The 16,388-nt window shown below is 53.9% G+C and carries 17 protein-coding genes; 12 read left to right on the top strand and 5 right to left on the bottom strand.

Features of this window, described 5'->3' with window-relative positions; all coding sequences use genetic code 11:
- Positions 1–2: 2 nt before the first annotated feature.
- The 3 genes from rfaC to C813_RS23560 are packed head-to-tail and all read left to right on the top strand — an operon-like array spanning position 3 to position 3,188.
- On the top strand, positions 3–986 hold the full coding sequence (gene rfaC, locus C813_RS23570) for a lipopolysaccharide heptosyltransferase RfaC (protein ID WP_017458183.1): 984 nt from the start codon (positions 3–5) through the stop codon (positions 984–986).
- Positions 979–2,082, top strand: coding sequence for a putative lipopolysaccharide heptosyltransferase III (gene rfaQ, locus C813_RS23565; protein WP_017458182.1), 1,104 nt, complete (start codon positions 979–981; stop codon positions 2,080–2,082). The genes rfaC and rfaQ overlap by 8 nt, the downstream gene beginning before the upstream one ends.
- Positions 2,079–3,188, top strand: a complete 1,110-nt coding sequence (locus C813_RS23560; RefSeq protein WP_017458181.1) for a glycosyltransferase family 4 protein — start codon at positions 2,079–2,081, stop codon at positions 3,186–3,188. Before rfaQ ends, C813_RS23560 begins: the two co-directional genes overlap by 4 nt.
- On the opposite strand, the gene C813_RS23555 is transcribed toward C813_RS23560, so the two are convergent.
- Positions 3,167–4,270: a glycosyltransferase family 4 protein gene (locus C813_RS23555; protein WP_017458180.1), complete on the bottom strand. Its 1,104-nt coding sequence runs from the start codon at positions 4,268–4,270 to the stop codon at positions 3,167–3,169. The two genes, C813_RS23560 and C813_RS23555, sit on opposite strands and share 22 nt — an antisense overlap.
- A gap of 244 nt (positions 4,271–4,514) precedes the next feature.
- Here C813_RS23555 and C813_RS23550 point away from each other — a divergent pair, with 244 nt between their 5' ends.
- The 7 genes from C813_RS23550 (at position 4,515) to coaD (ending at position 12,358) form a co-directional block, all read left to right on the top strand.
- Complete coding sequence (locus C813_RS23550) at positions 4,515–5,882, top strand: hypothetical protein (RefSeq protein ID WP_017458179.1); 1,368 nt, start codon at positions 4,515–4,517, stop codon at positions 5,880–5,882.
- A 159-nt stretch (positions 5,883–6,041) separates the two neighbouring features.
- Entirely contained in the window at positions 6,042–7,025 is a 984-nt protein-coding gene (locus C813_RS23545) for a glycosyltransferase (RefSeq protein ID WP_017458178.1), read from the top strand.
- Positions 7,026–7,032: 7 nt separating this feature from the next.
- Positions 7,033–8,004: a glycosyltransferase gene (locus C813_RS23540; protein ID WP_025263795.1), complete on the top strand. Its 972-nt coding sequence runs from the start codon at positions 7,033–7,035 to the stop codon at positions 8,002–8,004.
- A 19-nt stretch (positions 8,005–8,023) separates the two neighbouring features.
- Positions 8,024–9,658, top strand: coding sequence for a sulfatase-like hydrolase/transferase (locus C813_RS23535; protein WP_017458176.1), 1,635 nt, complete (start codon positions 8,024–8,026; stop codon positions 9,656–9,658).
- A 172-nt stretch (positions 9,659–9,830) separates the two neighbouring features.
- Entirely contained in the window at positions 9,831–11,105 is a 1,275-nt protein-coding gene (gene waaA / locus C813_RS23530; protein ID WP_017458175.1) for a lipid IV(A) 3-deoxy-D-manno-octulosonic acid transferase, read from the top strand.
- Positions 11,105–11,875, top strand: coding sequence for a glycosyltransferase family 2 protein (locus tag C813_RS23525; RefSeq protein WP_017458174.1), 771 nt, complete (start codon positions 11,105–11,107; stop codon positions 11,873–11,875). Before waaA ends, C813_RS23525 begins: the two co-directional genes overlap by 1 nt.
- A gap of 3 nt (positions 11,876–11,878) precedes the next feature.
- Positions 11,879–12,358 (top strand): pantetheine-phosphate adenylyltransferase, encoded by a 480-nt coding sequence (gene coaD / locus C813_RS23520; RefSeq protein WP_017458173.1) that lies wholly within the window; start codon positions 11,879–11,881, stop codon positions 12,356–12,358.
- Between the two features lie 11 nt (positions 12,359–12,369).
- Here the strand turns inward: coaD and mutM are convergent, their stop codons facing one another.
- From mutM to radC, 4 genes are all read right to left on the bottom strand, one after another.
- Positions 12,370–13,179 carry a bifunctional DNA-formamidopyrimidine glycosylase/DNA-(apurinic or apyrimidinic site) lyase gene (mutM, locus tag C813_RS23515; RefSeq protein ID WP_017458172.1) on the bottom strand — a complete coding sequence of 270 codons (810 nt, stop codon included), beginning with the start codon at positions 13,177–13,179 and terminating at the stop codon, positions 12,370–12,372.
- A gap of 75 nt (positions 13,180–13,254) precedes the next feature.
- The gene (gene rpmG, locus C813_RS23510) at positions 13,255–13,422 is read right to left on the bottom strand and encodes a 50S ribosomal protein L33 (protein ID WP_003024094.1); all 168 of its coding nucleotides are present in this window, start codon (positions 13,420–13,422) and stop codon (positions 13,255–13,257) included.
- 20 nt (positions 13,423–13,442) lie between these two features.
- Positions 13,443–13,679, bottom strand: coding sequence for a 50S ribosomal protein L28 (gene rpmB / locus C813_RS23505; protein WP_002436699.1), 237 nt, complete (start codon positions 13,677–13,679; stop codon positions 13,443–13,445).
- Positions 13,680–13,895: 216 nt separating this feature from the next.
- Complete coding sequence (radC, locus tag C813_RS23500; protein WP_017458171.1) at positions 13,896–14,564, bottom strand: RadC family protein; 669 nt, start codon at positions 14,562–14,564, stop codon at positions 13,896–13,898.
- Positions 14,565–14,737: 173 nt separating this feature from the next.
- On the opposite strand from radC, the gene coaBC reads away from it, so the two are divergent.
- Both coaBC and dut read left to right on the top strand, forming a co-directional pair.
- Entirely contained in the window at positions 14,738–15,949 is a 1,212-nt protein-coding gene (gene coaBC, locus C813_RS23495; protein ID WP_025263794.1) for a bifunctional phosphopantothenoylcysteine decarboxylase/phosphopantothenate--cysteine ligase CoaBC, read from the top strand.
- Positions 15,927–16,385, top strand: a complete 459-nt coding sequence (dut, locus tag C813_RS23490) for a dUTP diphosphatase (RefSeq protein WP_017458169.1) — start codon at positions 15,927–15,929, stop codon at positions 16,383–16,385. Before coaBC ends, dut begins: the two co-directional genes overlap by 23 nt.
- The last annotated feature ends 3 nt before the right edge of the window (positions 16,386–16,388 follow it).

Here is a 16,388-nt window from a genome sequence, read left to right as displayed (position 1 = left end):
CGATGCGGGTATTGATCGTTAAAACCTCGTCGATGGGCGATGTGCTGCATACACTGCCCGCGCTCACCGACGCCGCGCAGGCGATTCCCGGCATCCGTTTTGACTGGGTGGTGGAAGAGGGTTTCGCCCAGATCCCCTCCTGGCACGCCGCCGTTGAGCGCGTTATTCCAGTGGCGATCCGCCGCTGGCGCAAAGCCTGGTTTTCCGCCCCCATTGCCGCCGAGCGTAAAGCCTTTCGCCAGGCGGTACAGGCTGAGCGGTACGACGCGATTATTGATGCGCAAGGGCTGGTGAAAAGTGCCGCACTGGTCACCCGGCTGGCACACGGTGTGAAGCATGGTATGGACTGGCGCACCGCGCGCGAGCCCTTAGCGAGCCTGTTTTACAATCGCCGTCACCACATTGCTAAACAGCAACATGCGGTTGAGCGCACCCGCGAATTATTTGCCAAAAGCCTCGGTTATACCAAACCGCAAACGCAGGGTGATTACGCCATCGCCCGCCATTTTGCCGTCGCCGACGCGGCGCATTCGCCCTATGCCGTGTTCTTACACGCCACCACCCGCGATGATAAACACTGGCCGGAAGCACACTGGCGCGAGTTACTTAATTTGTTGGCAGATAGCGGCTTACGCATAAAGTTACCGTGGGGGGCGCCGCATGAAGAAGCCCGCGCGAAACGGCTGGCGCAAGGGCTGAATTTTGTCGATGTCTTGCCGCGGATGAGCCTTGAGAATGTGGCACGAGAACTGGCCGGCGCGCGGTTTGTCGTCTCAGTTGATACCGGTTTAAGCCATCTTACCGCTGCGCTGGACAGGCCGAACGTCACGCTTTATGGCCCAACGGATCCTGGTCTTATCGGTGGCTACGGGAAAAACCAAACCATTTGCCGCCCGGAAAACTCTTCGCAGCTGAGCAGCCTTTCTGCCGCTGCGGTTTATCGCCAATTACAGCCTTTGCTGACAGCTGAGCGTGTCCATGTCTGATTTTTTCTCACCCGAACGCCCGCCGAAACGGGTGCTGATTATCAAGTTGCGTCACCACGGTGATGTCTTGCTGACCTCGCCGATGTTTACCGTACTGAAGAAAAACTGGCCCGGCGTCGAAGTGGATGCGTTGGTGTACGACGATACTCAGGCGATGTTAACCAACCATCCGTATATCGATCAGGTGCATACCATCGGGCGCAAATGGCGCAAACAGGGCTGGCTGAAACAGTTAAGCCTCTATCGCGGCCTGCGCAACCGACTAAAGGCGCGCAATTACGATGTGCTGATAAACCTCACCGAACACTGGCACGGCGCGCGTCTGGCGCGCAAGCTGAAACCCCGCGTCTCTGTCGGCTTCAAACCGGATAAGCGCGACGGCCTCGCCCGCTGGCGCTGGGTGAAATCTTTCACCACGCTCTACCCGGCAATTCAGGATAACAGCCGCCATATGGTGGAAGTGAACCTGGACGCCCTGCGCCGTATTGGCATCCACCCGGCCAGCGCAGAGGACAAACGCACGTTATTTACGCCAGGTGAGGAAGCGGAAAACACCATTTTGCAAAAACTGGCGGGTTTTGGCCTCACCAGCAAATCCTACATTCTGGTGCACCCGACATCGCGCTGGATGTTCAAAGCCTGGCAAATCGACAAGCTGGCGGCGACTATCGACACGCTGGCAGCCCGTGGCTTACCGATCATTCTCTCGGCCGCGCCGTCGAAAGAAGAGAGCGACTATATGGATAAGCTGCGCGCCGCATTGACGCAGCCGGTGTTTGATTTAAGCGGGCAACTGAATCTGAAAGAACTGGGCGCGTTGATGAAACACGCGCGGCTCTTCTTCGGCGTGGATTCCATGCCAATGCACCTGGCCAGCGCCGTGGGTACGCCCACCGTCGCCATTTTCGGCCCGACGGGCGCGATAAAATGGGCACCGTGGGGTGTCACTTACCGGGTCATTACCGCCGGTTTCACCTGCCAGCCTTGCGGCAAAGCGGGCTGTGGCGACAGCCAGGTTTCTGATTGCATTACCGCTATTACGCCTGCGCAGGTGCTCGGCGCGATTGATACCTTATTGCTGGAAACCCCCGCATGAAGCTGGCTATCGTCAGACAAACCTATAACCCGAATGGCGGCGCAGAGCGTTTCGTTTCCCGCGCCTTAAATGTGCTGGCACAGGATACATCGCTGGATGTCACGCTGATCGCCCGCGAATGGGAAAACGCTGCTGGCTGGCACACCCTGACGGTCAATCCACCGTTTCGTAACCGCAAAATGCGCGAAGCGGGTTTTGCTGACGCCGCAGCGGCGCACTTTGCCGATTTCGACATTGTGCAGAGCCATGAGCGCATTCCCGGTGCGACCATTTTCCGCGCCGGGGATGGCGTACACGCCACCTGGCTTGAGCAGTACAACCGTATTCTGTCACCGCTAAAACGCTGGTCGCAGAATTTCAGCCCCTATCACCACTACATTTTGCAGGCAGAGCGCCAGATGTTCGCTCATCCTGCGCTGCGCAAGGTTATCTGTAATTCGCGGATGGTGCGCGATGATATCGCCCGCCGTTTTCAGTTGCGCGACGACCAATTGACGGTGATTTATAACGGCGTCGATACTACCCATTTTCACCCCAGCGTGCGCGAGTTGCCCCTGCGAACGGCGCTGGGCATTCCTGCCGACGCGCCGGTGCTGGCGTATGTCGGTTCCGGTTTTACCCGCAAAGGCGTCGCGACGGCGCTGCGTGCAATTGTCGCACATCCGTCCGTGTGGCTGCTGGTTGCCGGACGCGATAAACACGCCCGTAAGTTTGAAAAGCTGGCGCGCCAGTTGGGCGTGGCGAAGCGTGTGCGTTTTCTTGGCCCGGTGGCGGATATTCGCCAGGTCTACGGTTCGGCGGATGCGCTGATCCTGCCAACGCTCTACGATCCGTTCCCGAATGTCTGCGTTGAAGCGTTGGCTTGCGGGCTGCCGCTGTTCACCAGCCCAGGCTGTGGTGCTGCTGAATGGGTGGTCGAAGGGGAAAACGGCTGGGTGCGCGATGCGCTGGATAGCGAGGGTTACAGCGCGTCTGTCGGTGAGTGGCTGGCTGGCCGTACGCGCGACGTAGATTATGCGGCGGCGGCGCGCGCCACCGCAGAACCCTGGACGCTGGAGCGGATGGCCCAGGAGTTGCAGACGCTTTATCGCGACCTGCTGCGCTGAGTAGCGTCGGCAAACACCTTTTCCATCGCCGCCAGCATACATTCACGCGTTAAGTGGGCGCACAGGTAATCATAACCCTGTTGCGCCAGCGTATCGCGTAGGGCGGCATCGTCAACCAGGCGAACAATCGCACCGCGCAGGGCTTCCACATCGCGCTGTGCCACCAGCAAACCAGTTTGTTCATTGATAATGGCATCTGCCGTGCCCCCCGCATCGGTGGCGATAGTCGCGATGCGGCAAGCCAGCGATTGCAGTACGCCTTGCGGTACACCTTCCATATCGTGCGACGGACTTAACGCAATATCGAACGCCGGAAACCACTGCGAAGGATTGCTTTGATGGCCCACCATCAGCACGCGATCCTGCAAACCTAGCTGAACGAGTTCCTGTTCCAGCGTCGCCCGATGTGGCCCTTCACCGACAATCGCCAGTTTGATCGCCGGGTCGTTAATTTGTGCCAGCGCTTTTAGCAGCACGCTATGCCCTTTGTTCGGGCGCAAATGGGACACCACACCCAGCCACAGGGCGCCCTGCGCTAACCCGCATTGTTCACGCGCAGCCGTTTTATCCGCCGGATGAAAACGTCGGGTATCAACACCGCTTGGCACCGAGGTGGTTTGTTCCAGCGGCACACCGATATCGACCATCTGATAGCGCAGCGCTTCTCCGGTACTGACGATATGCGCGCAGGCACGGCGGAACAGCCAGCGCGTAGTCCAGTTATTGCGCGGTGTACCGGAAGCGTGGCGGGTACGCACCAGCGGCACCGGGCGCGACAGCGTGAGGTTCGCCAGTGCCACCAGCCAGGTATCGGCGGAATTATGGCTGTTAATCACATCAATGCTGTCGCGGTTCGCGCGCAACCAACGGCGCAGCGCAAGCAGGTTGGCGATATTCTTGCGTTTCAGCGGCATGGTCACCACCGTTAGCCCGGCATCGCTCGCCATCTGGTGCAGCGGCGCCGTTTCCGGACACAGGATAGTCACTTGATGGCCGCGCTCCAGCATGCCTAACGACTCATTGATAATTCGCAGCGGCTGCCCGCCTTTCCCGCCATCTGCTTCGGTGTGAACAATATGCATAGATTTCCTGTGACCTGGCTTACAAACGCCATAAATGGGGCATTATATACATCGGTAGCGCCGAAGTGCACGGCGAGCTATTTCCAGGAGAAAGCCCTGGTTACAAAGAAGCCACTTCTTAACATAATTTTTCTATGGTAGTTTTCCCCGGGTTTCATCACACTGCCCTGGCGATCCTGGGGAATGCATTCTGGAACGTTAATTTGCCGATAAGGCCACAAATTTATTAATCAGCCTGAGAATTATGACTAAAACTCGCACTTTTTTGGCAGGGATTCTGGTCCTGTTTACCCTCGCTTTGTGTTTTGTCTGGCCAATGCCTAACGGTCAATTACCTTTCCACAGAAATGGATTCATCTATCCGGTTATCGCACTTTCACTCGGCCTGTTTTTCACCTCTCCACAAGCTCGCGCTCAGTTGCACGGTAAACAGTTGCGCTTTGTCCTTTATACGCTTGGTGCGTTAACACTGTTCCTGCTGATCAACGGCTTGTTTGTTGCACCAGATTTGAAAGAGATGATCGGCACATGGGATGGGCAATGGGTGCGTCCCGCACTACTTTTCAGTGCGGGTATCGTGTTGTTGCCAGCCGTACAAACGGCTTTCCCCAATTTTTCCGCTGCCCGGCTATTTACGTTTATTGTGCTCTCTTTCTGGGGCGTCATTCTCATTCACTTGCTGGATACGGTTTGGCTTTACTGGCGTGATGGGATAATCCATTGGGGTGAGACGCGCATTGTGTTTAACCGCACGCGCATGAGTTTCCAGATCAATATGATCACCGGTTTTATTCTCGCAGAGCTGTTAGCGCGTGGTTTAATGCACCAGCGTTTTCTGCGCCTGAGTACACCGGTGCTTGGCTTACTACTGCTGTCTAACCTCGTCTGTACCGCATTAGTGGACACGCGCTGGGGAACTATCGGTCTGGTTGGCGGCCTGTTTTCGGCCTTCATTCTTATCACGCTGCATAATATGCAGCGCAGCCGGGTAGTGCTGACATGCGGCATTTTAGTAGCAATTGTCGCAGCATCCGCGGCGCTGGGCTACGCCTCGTGGGAAACAGACCCGCGCTGGCAAAGCCTGGAAAGCGATGCGATTACCGGCTGGAATGCACCTTTTGAGAGCTTTTGCTATATCAATAGCGCAGCAGTACCCGTAAACGATATGGGTACCCCGATGAACCACTCTAACGGCTGCCGGGCCAGTTTCTTTCATCAGGGATGGAAATTGGTCTTCAAGTATCCAGCAGGGATGGGCCCACACAAAGAAGCCTTCAACTATATTTTGAATCGCGATTTACATACCGATCGCATTACCATCCCGCACAGCCACTACGGTTTGATTGAATTCGGTCTGCAAAATGGTTTCGCAGGTATCGCGGGTTGGTTAATTCTGTTGGCGGGATGTTGGTATATCGGCTGGCGGCACTTTCGCCATGGCAATACAATGATCGGCATGTTTTTGCTGCTGTTTACCATTGGCTTCTTCTCACGCACATTGGTTGATCATAACTTGCTGGATCACTATCTTGAGCAATACATGTTTCTAACTGGCCTATTGATTGGCATGTGTGCTTTACAGCAGTTGCGCTCTGGTCCCCCTAAAATCTAACAGTCTCCCCGAGCGCCAGTAGCTTTCTTTATCGCTTCGTAGATAATGAGCACCGCTGGCGCAACCACCACGGAACAAATCTGCCGCTTCGATGGTCTTTAAAAGGCCATCAACTATCAGGGTAAATCCCTCGCACAGCCCGCTTTTAACGGAGAAAGCATGTCCGATACACCGCAACTGAGCCTCGTTATTGCTGTTTATAATGGCGAAAAATTCCTCAGCGCATTCTTTGACAGTATCAAGGCTCAACAGCTTGAAAGCCTCGAGATGATTGTTGTTAACGACGGTTCAACCGATGGTTCTGCAGAAGTGATCGCGCGTTACGCCAGTGAGTTTACTCACTTTCAGGTGATCAACCAGGCTAACCAGGGCGTTTCAGCAGCGCGAAATACCGGCCTTGCCATCGCGCGCGGTGAGTATCTGGCTTTCCCCGACATCGACGATGTGATCTATCCCGGCATGTATCCGCGTCTGCTGGAGATAGCGACGCAAGGTAATTTGGATGTCGCGACCTGTAATGGCACTTACATCTATGATGACGGTCGTCCGGCAAAGAAAATTTTTCCGTCCGATAAACTCTCTTCGACAGGCGTACTGGAAGGACCGGTTTGGTTGCAAATGGCGCTCTCATCGCGCAAATTTCTGCACGTCACCTGGCTGAATATTTATCGTCATGCGTTTATCAAAGAGCACGGTTTTACGTTCGAACACGGTTTGCGCCATCAGGATATTCCCTGGACAACGGAAGTATTACTTACCGCGAAGCGTGTTCAATATGTGGATGAAACGTTTTACGACTATTTGATCCATTCTGCATCGGTATCACATATTCCAGGTACCAATGACACTCGCATGCGTTCAGCGCGTCATTATATGAAAATCCTCGAAATGCTCGACGCGATTAACCTTCGATATCCGGAACAAGTCAAACGTGTTCCGGCTTGTCAGTGGCAAATCGCCAAAGAGGGGTTGGGCATTTTGCATGAGATTAATAACATTGATGATCTGGCAAAAAAACGTGAGATCACGCAGGAGCTTTTTGACCGTGGGATTTGGTCAATGATTTGGCAGAACGCACGTGGATTCCGCCAGCGCTGGCGTCTTGGGCGTCGCTATTTTCGGCTTAAAAAACTTATTAAATAACTAAACTATGACCAAATTTAGGTTACATATCGTCTCACATGACGACTTTATCGCGACAAATTTTGCCGATTTTCAGACCCTGATGGATGAAAGCGTCAATCCGGATGATATTCCCCAACGGTTTTATTGCGGAGGCCGGGGTGTATGGACATTTCAGACCATGCTCAGCCTGAATTATTACTACCCTGGCGAAATAGCTTTTTCATGGGGCACTGAGTGCCGTGCAGACGCCATTAATTTGCTTCATAACGATCATTTCGGTTATCGGATAAAACCGTGGAATGGTCTTACTGTTGTCGCCAGGACCGACCGCCCGCCCGTGCTCGGCGCAGATTATGTGGTTGAACAAAATCCGGCGGTCTTATCGACACCAGGGCGAATATTCATCCCACATTGGCCTCAACCGGGTTTGCAACCGCGTGAACGTGACGATAACACCGTGCATACCGTCGCCTACTTCGGCAGTAAAGACAGCCTTCCGGAGGCATACCAGACCGAAAAATTTAAACAGCGGCTGGCAGATCAAGGTATTACGCTGCGCATCTCGTTTGATAACTGGACAGATTACCGCGATGTGGACGTATGTCTGAGCTTTCGCAAAAACCACGATCACCGACTGGCGCGTAAACCGGCCAGTAAATTAATTAATAGTTGGCTGGGCAAAACCGTCATGATCTGCGATGACGAACCTTCTTTCCGGGCTATACGCGAAAGCGAACTGGATTATTTGATCGCCAAAACGCCCGATGAAACCTTTGCCGCCATTATGAAGTTGAAAAATTCTCCTGACTTGTTTGCCCGCATGCGTGAACAAGGAGAAAAACGGCGACTTGCGCATTCCCATGAAGCTGTTGCAGCTAACTGGAATGCCTTGTTTGAAAGTATCTGGAAAAAAGGGCTACACAACCGCACTACCGCCGGGCGCGCTTTGCGCTTCGTATTGAGTAAGGCGATTCGTCCGCTTACCAGGAAGTTTTAATAAAAAGCCAGGTAGTTAAATGTTAAGTAAGTCTTTATCGGCCCACGGGAAATTGGGGCGCGATAGCGTACGGACTCTGCTCCTGACGTTATCTTTTGTAGTGCTTTTTTCTTTTTCTGAACTCATTGTTATCGCGAAGGATCATGTCTATCGCCCCAAAAGTGATGATATTGCGCTTTATCTTATCATTGCTCTGCTGGCCGCTATCAGCGCGCGTTTCATCATTACGCGTTTATTGCTGTCCGTAACCTTTATCATTCAGGTTACAGAGGCCATTTACTATCAATTTTATGGTCAGTTCTATGGGCCAAGCGAAGTCTGGCTGGCTTTTGTTGAAACAAACGATATCGCCAGAGGCATGCTTGACAGCCTGGGTTCACTGGGGATTTTCTTTTCTATCCTGGCGATCGCGCTTGTCTTCATTCTCGGTTTTACTCGCCGCCTTGCGCCGCAGTGGCGAAATTCACTGGCGGTACCGTGCCTGTTAGCCATTACGATAATGTTTGTCGGTCAGTTTTATAAGGCCAAAGATGGGCAGATGTATAAATTCAACCCGGATCTGCGCCACTCATTGCTACGTAATGGTTTGTCTGCGGTAAGCTTCAGCGCCATGCGCCTGATCCCTGAAGCCATATCCGGTGAGAATCAGAATATAGCGAGTTACGAGCCTTATCAGGTGGCACCAAGAAGTGATTTCCGGTTTGGTAAATACTCAATCATTCTGGCGATTGGCGAAAGCCTGAATCCGCACCGTATCAGTGCTCTTGGCTATGAGCGCGATACGACGCCGGAGCTGAAGGCATTGATGGAGCAATATCATGGCAGTAGCAAACTGATCGTCTCCAATGCCGTTTCTACCCGTGTCGCGATCCCGATGCTGGTGAATAATTTGCGTGAGCCAGACAACTATTTTGCGTACAAGTCAAAAGCGACCAATATTTTCGCTAACGCGAACAAACAGGGGTTTGAGACTGCGTTCATTTCAGCGCAAGGGCTTGAAGGCTTGAGTAACTGGATTGGTATTCACGATATCGATCTCTGGGAAGACACGCAGATTCGCCCGGCACCCGACATCGGTGCGGATCAAGTGTTAACTCCGTCGGTTGAAGATGCGGGAATGAATTGGGATAAGCCATTCTTGATGGTTTTAAACAGCCGTGCACCACATATTCCTTACGATAGTAATATCCCGCAAGGGTTTGCTAAATTCTCAACGCCTGCGCTCAGCGACACCGTGGCGCAGAAGAAAAATGAATATGACGACGCTGTGCGCTTTTATGACAAAGAGTTGGCATCCGCCATCCGTACTGTTATGGCGAAATCGAAGCTACCAGTGCTGGTCTTTATTACTTCCGACCACGGCGAGCGGGTTGGAGAAGGCGGTTTATTTGGGCATTCGGTCGTTGAAATGCCGATCGCAGAAGTGCCGTTTATCTATTTCAGTAACGACCCCACAATGTCGCTAAGCGCTATTTCGCCACAAGCGCCACGCAACCATTACCAATTGGCAACTTTGATAAACAAAATGATCGGTTTTGATGTGAGCAACCCCAATCAAAAAGATGACAGCTACTACATCACCGGGGGCGATATCCGCGGCCTTTCCGAAAAAGTGACTTATCATCTGGATTCCCTTTCGGACGTTAAACCATAATCACCGCGTTGGGCGGGCAGAAATGCCCGCCTTTTCTTAATTTCCCACCAGAATCATTTCCCTACAGGACGTTACGCCCTCAAAAGAAGTGGCTTGCGCGCCAAAGGTATAGCTTTAACCGCCCTAAATGCTTAGAATTTGCCCGCCGAATCTTAAAAAAACGGATAGTCGCTTGGAATTGCTGTATACCACCCTGCTTTACTTAATTCAGCCTCTGGTGTGGTTGCGATTATTACTTCGCAGCCGCAAAGCCCCTGCTTACCGCAAACGCTGGGCTGAACGCTATGGTTTTTGTCGTAACAAAGTGAAGCCAGACGGTATTCTGCTGCATTCCGTCTCCGTGGGAGAAACGCTGGCGGCGATCCCGCTGGTACGCGCGCTGCGCCATCGTTACCCTTCGCTGCCCATCACCGTGACCACCATGACGCCAACCGGCTCAGAACGGGTGATGTCGGCGTTCGGCAAAGACGTACATCATGTTTATCTCCCGTACGATCTGCCCTGCGCCATGAACCGTTTTCTCAACAATGTTCGCCCGAAGCTGGTGATCGTGATGGAAACCGAACTGTGGCCGAACATGATCTCCGCGCTGAAAGCGCGCCAAATTCCACTGGTTATCGCTAACGCGCGACTGTCAGAACGCTCGGCAAAAGGTTATGGCAAGTTAGGCAAATTCATGCGCCGACTGCTGAGCAAAATCACGCTGATTGCAGCGCAAAACCAGGAAGATGCCGACCGCTTTTTACAATTGGGCTTAAAGCGCAGCCAGTTGACCGTGACCGGCAGCCTGAAATTTGATATCTCCGTAACGCCAGAACTCGCTGCCCGCGCAATAACGCTGCGCCGCCAGTGGGCACCACGCCGCCAGGTGTGGATTGCCACCAGCACGCACGACGGCGAAGAGGCGATTATTTTACAGGCGCACCGCAAGCTGCTGGAAACTTTCCCTGATTTACTGCTGATCCTGGTGCCTCGCCACCCGGAACGCTTCCAGGATGCGCGCAATTTGACGCAGAAAGCCGGGTTCAGCTACACCTTACGCAGCTCGGGCGAAATCCCGTCCAGCAGCACACAGGTGGTGATTGGCGATACCATGGGCGAGCTGATGCTACTTTACGGCATTGCCGATCTGGCGTTTGTCGGTGGCAGCCTGGTCGAACGCGGCGGCCACAACCCGCTGGAGCCTGCTGCACACGCTATTCCCGTGCTGATGGGGCCGCATACGTTTAATTTCAAAGATATCTGTGCACGCCTGCAGGAAGCGGAAGGGCTGATCACCGTCACCGATGCGGATTCGCTGGTGAAAGAGGTGTCGACCCTGCTGACGGATGAAGATTACCGTTTATGGTACGGTCGCCACGCGGTGGAAGTGCTGCACCAGAACCAGGGCGCGCTCGCGCGTCTGCTGCAACTTCTGCAACCGTATTTGCCTCAGCGGAGCCATTAATGTCCAAACGTTTGTCGGTGGTGATGATCGCCAAAAACGCGGCGGATCTACTGCCCGATTGTCTGGCATCCATTGCCTGGGCGGATGAAATTGTGCTGCTGGATTCCGGCAGCAGCGACGACACGGTAGGCATTGCCAGCCGCGCGGGCGCCAAAGTCTTCACCCATACCGACTGGTCGGGTTACGGCGTACAGCGTCAGCTGGCACAGCGCTACGCCAGCGGCGATTACGTTCTAATGCTCGATACCGACGAGCGCGTCACCCCGGAACTCGCAGAGCACATTCGCGTGACGCTCGCCGCACCGCAGCCGGGGGCCGTTTATAGCATTTCCCGCCGTAATTATTTCCTTGGTCGCTTTATGCGCCACAGCGGCTGGTATCCGGATCGCGTTACCCGCTTGTACGAGCGTGAGCGCTATCAGTACAACGGCAATCTGGTACATGAATCGCTGGATGCACCGCAAGCGCCGGTCATTGCGCTCAGTGGTGATTTGCTGCATCTGACCTGCCGGGATTTCGCCAGCTTTCAGCGTAAACAGTTGAATTACGCCACGGCGTGGGCGCAGGAACGCCATCAGCGCGGTAAAAAAACGTCGCTACCGGGGATTTTCGCGCATACTTTGGGCGCATTCGTCAAAACATTATTGCTGCGCGGCGGCATGCTGGATGGAAAACAGGGCTGGCTGCTGGCAGTGGTTAACGCGCAGTATACTTTCAATAAATACACCGAGCTGTGGGCGCTGAACCACGGTTATTCAGAGAAAGAATAAGCGATGAGTACAAAAGCGATTTATCCCGGCACCTTTGACCCCATAACTAACGGGCATATTGATATTGTGACCCGTGCCGCCACGATGTTTGATGAGGTGGTGTTAGCGATTGCCGCCAGCCCAAGCAAAAAACCGCTGTTTGACCTGCCAGAGCGCGTGGCGCTGGCGCAAGCCGCGACGGCACATCTGCTGAATGTGTCCGTGGTGGGGTTTAGTGATTTGATGGCCAATTTTGCCCGCGCCCAGCAGGCAAATATCCTTATTCGCGGCTTGCGGGCGGTAGCGGATTTCGAATATGAGATGCAGCTGGCGCATATGAACCGTCACCTGATGCCGGAGCTGGAAAGCGTGTTTCTTATGCCGTCAAAAGAGTGGTCGTTTATCTCTTCTACGCTGGTCAAAGAAGTGGCACGTCATCAGGGCGATGTCACCCACTTCCTGCCGCCTGACGTTCACCAGGCGCTGTTAGAGAAGCTTAAATAAGCTTCTGACCCTTATTTCTGGCAGCGTCGGCAGTAAAACGTTGAACGCTGTGCATGCTTTGCGGCAACAATCGGCGTGCCGCAGACGCGACAAGGTTCCCCTTCCCGACCATATACCTGCAACTCCTGAGCGAAATAACCCGGTTTACCGTCGCTTTGCAAAAAGTCTTTTAGCGTGGTTCCGCCCTGTTCGATAGAGCGAAGCAGCACCGCTTTGATCACCCGCACCAGAATTTCGCACTCCTGCGCCGAGAGTGATGAAGCCAGCCGATCGGGATGGATCCCGGCAGCAAACAGCGATTCGCTGGCGTAGATATTCCCCACGCCGACCACCAGCTTGTTATCCATGAGCCAGGGTTTAATGGCGGTTTTCTTCTTCGCGCATTTCTGCTGGAAATATTCAGCGTTGAAAACGTCGCTGAGCGGTTCCGGGCCGAGATGCGCCAGTACATTGTGGCCTTCCAGCTCTTTCGTCCACAGCCACGCGCCAAAACGACGTGGATCGGTGTAGCGCAGCACTTTGCCGTTGCTCATCACTAAATCGACGTGGTCGTGTTTTTCAGCAGGCAGCTCATGGGGAAGAATACGCAGGCTACCGGACATGCCAAGGTGAATAATGATCCAGCCGTCGGGCAATTCGAGCAGCAAATATTTGGCGCGGCGCTGAACGCTCAGTACCGGTTTGTCGCTCAGGCTGTGGATCTCTTCGGAAACCGGCCAGCGCAATCGCCCGTTGCGCACCACCGCGTGAAGAATGGTTTCGCCAACAAGGTGCGGTTCAATACCTCTGCGGCTGGTTTCGACTTCGGGTAATTCAGGCATCTCGTCTCCGGTTTATGGGTGGTCAGAAATGCAAAAACCCCGACAGAGCGGGGTTTTTGTGCAAGAAAACTAAAATTATTTAATTTTAGCTTCTTTGTACAGCACGTGCTGACGGACAACTGGATCGAATTTTTTCAGTTCCAGTTTTTCCGGCTTAGTACGTTTGTTCTTCGTGGTGGTGTAGAAGTGACCAGTACCAGCGGAAGAAACCAGCTTGATTTTCTCACGAATACCTTTAGCCATGATTTATATCCTTTAAGTACTTAGTACTTTTCGCCACGGGCACGCAGTTCAGACAGAACTGTATCGATGCCTTTCTTATCGATTACACGCATACCTTTAGCAGATACACGCAGGGTGACAAAACGCTTTTCGCTCTCAACCCAGAAACGGTGAGAGTGCAGGTTCGGCAGGAAACGGCGTTTAGTCGCGTTCAGTGCGTGGGAACGGTTGTTACCGGTCACCGGACGCTTGCCAGTAACTTGGCAGACTCGGGACATGTCTATTCTCCAAAAATCAAATTAGCTCGAGCTTCGTATGGGGTATCGGCGCCTCGTCAGGCTTTACAGCCCGGTCATCGCAGTTCTATGTGAACTCTCGATTGCCAGGCCCAAATGCCAAACCCGAGATTCTCAAAGGTGGCGTAGTATACGCTGAGTCGGCGGTGTGCTCAAGTCCCGAACAGACAAAGATCCCGATGGATCGCGCAAAGTGGTCTAAATCCAACCACGTTCGGCAAAAGAAACGTACTCACCGCGGCCAATAACCAGATGATCGAGCACCCGGATGTCCATGAACTGGCAGCATTTTATTACCCGTTCGGTGATCTGCCTGTCCGCTTTGCTCGGCTCAGCGTTACCAGAGGGGTGATTATGCGCGAGGATCACGGCGGCCGCATTGACTTTTAACGCTTCACGCAAAATTTCTCGCGGATGCACCTCAACCTGGTTAATCGTGCCGGAAAAAAGCCGACAATGTTTGAGTATCCGGTTCTGGTTATCCAACAGGATCACCATAAAGATCTCGCGCTCTTCGCCCGCAAGCTGGCTTTGTAAAAACTCGCGCGTCATTTCCGGGCTCAGCAGTGAGCTCTCTTCCAGCAGGCGCGCATTATAATAGCGCCGCGCCAGTTCACCGATACCCCGCAATTGGGCATATTTGGCAAGGCCAATGCCATGCACCTCCTTAAAATCATCGAGATCGGCGGAGAGCAGCGTATACAGCGAACCAAACTGCTTAAGCATTTCACGCGCCACGGTGAGCACGCTCTTTCCCTGTGTTCCGGTGCGCAAAAAAAGCGCCAGGAGTTCCACGTCAGTCAGTGACTCAATACCGAACTTCATCATCTTTTCACGCGGTTTCTGGGGCGTAAAAACAATATCCATATTCATTTCTCCTTCGCTCTCGCCAATGCTGCCATAGCTGCCATCTCGCTTCGACCAGGGAGTCATATCTCTGCGTAGCACCTCGCAAAGTGGTTTGTGGGCAACAGCACGACAACACCAGGATTGTGATAAAATGCCCAGCTTCTGGTGAAATTCAACAGGAAAGAATCATGATCAGTCTGGCGGGTAAAAAGATTGTCCTCGGCGTGAGCGGCGGTATTGCGGCCTATAAAGCGCCCGAACTGGTACGCCGTCTGCGCGATCGCGGAGCGGAAGTCCGTGTCGCAATGACCGAGGCGGCAAAAGCCTTTATTACGCCGATGAGCCTGCAGGCCGTTTCCGGTTATCCGGTTTCCGACAGCTTGCTCGATCCCGCCGCTGAAGCGGCAATGGGCCATATTGAGCTGGGCAAATGGGCTGATTTAGTGATTCTCGCCCCCGCCACTGCAGATTTAATCGCCCGCGTCGCTGCCGGTATGGCAAACGATCTGGTTTCCACTATTTGCCTTGCCACACCGTCGCCTGTCGCCGTTGTTCCCGCAATGAATCAGCAGATGTATCGCGCCGCCGCCACCCAGCATAATTTGCAGGTGCTGGCCTCGCGCGGGCTGTTGCTGTGGGGCCCGGACAGCGGTAGCCAGGCCTGTGGCGATGTTGGTCCAGGAAGAATGCTCGACCCGCTGACCATTGTGGATATGGCCGCCGCGCATTTCTCGCCGGTCAAAGATCTGCAACATCTGAATATCATGATTACTGCCGGTCCGACGCGTGAACCGTTAGATCCGGTGCGTTACATCACCAATCTCAGTTCCGGTAAGATGGGCTTCGCCATTGCCGCCGCCGCTGCAAGCCGCGGTGCGAATGTCACGTTGGTTTCCGGCCCTGTTTCGCTGGCAACGCCGCCGCTGGTGCAACGGGTGGATGTGACCACTGCGCTGGAGATGGAGGCCGCGGTTCAGAGCCGCGTTCAGCAGCAGAATATTTTTATCGGCTGCGCCGCCGTTGCGGATTATCGCGCCGCCAGCGTCGCTGAAGAAAAAATCAAAAAGCAAGGCGATGAAATCACGATAAAAATGGTGAAAAACCCGGATATCGTCGCTGGCGTTGCCGCACTTTCTGCTCATCGACCTTATGTTGTTGGGTTTGCTGCCGAAACAAATAATGTGGAAGAATATGCCCGGCAAAAACGCGCCCGCAAAAACCTTGATCTGATTTGCGCTAACGATGTTTCGCAGTCGAATCAGGGGTTTAACAGCGACAACAATGCATTACACCTTTTCTGGCAGGATGGCGACAAACGCTTGCCGCTGGAGCGTAAAGAACTTCTGGGACACCTATTACTGGACGAGATCGTTACCCGTTATGATGAAAAAAATCGACGTTAAGATTCTGGACCCGCGTGTTGGCAAGGAATTCCCGCTGCCGACATATGCCACCTCCGGTTCCGCCGGACTTGACCTGCGCGCCTGTCTCGACGACGCCGTAGAACTGGCGCCTGGCGCAACGACATTGCTGCCGACGGGTCTGGCAATCCATATTGCCGATCCCTCACTGGCTGCGGTCATTCTGCCGCGCTCTGGTCTGGGCCATAAACATGGCGTCGTGCTGGGCAACCTGGTGGGGCTGATTGACTCGGATTACCAGGGCCAACTGATGGTGTCCGTCTGGAACCGCGGCCAGGACAGTTTTACCATCGTGCCGGGTGAACGCATCGCGCAAATGGTCTTTGTGCCGGTCGTTCAGGCGGAATTTAACCTTGTAGAATCTTTCGACGCGACCGAGCGCGGCGAAGGCGGCTTCGGCCATTCCGGGCGCCAATAAGCA

Origin of the sequence: Kosakonia sacchari SP1 (genome assembly GCF_000300455.3) — a bacterium.
Lineage (GTDB): Bacteria > Pseudomonadota > Gammaproteobacteria > Enterobacterales > Enterobacteriaceae > Kosakonia > Kosakonia sacchari.
Note: the sequence above shows the minus strand (reverse complement) of the source record. Positions and strands in the feature narration are given on the sequence as shown.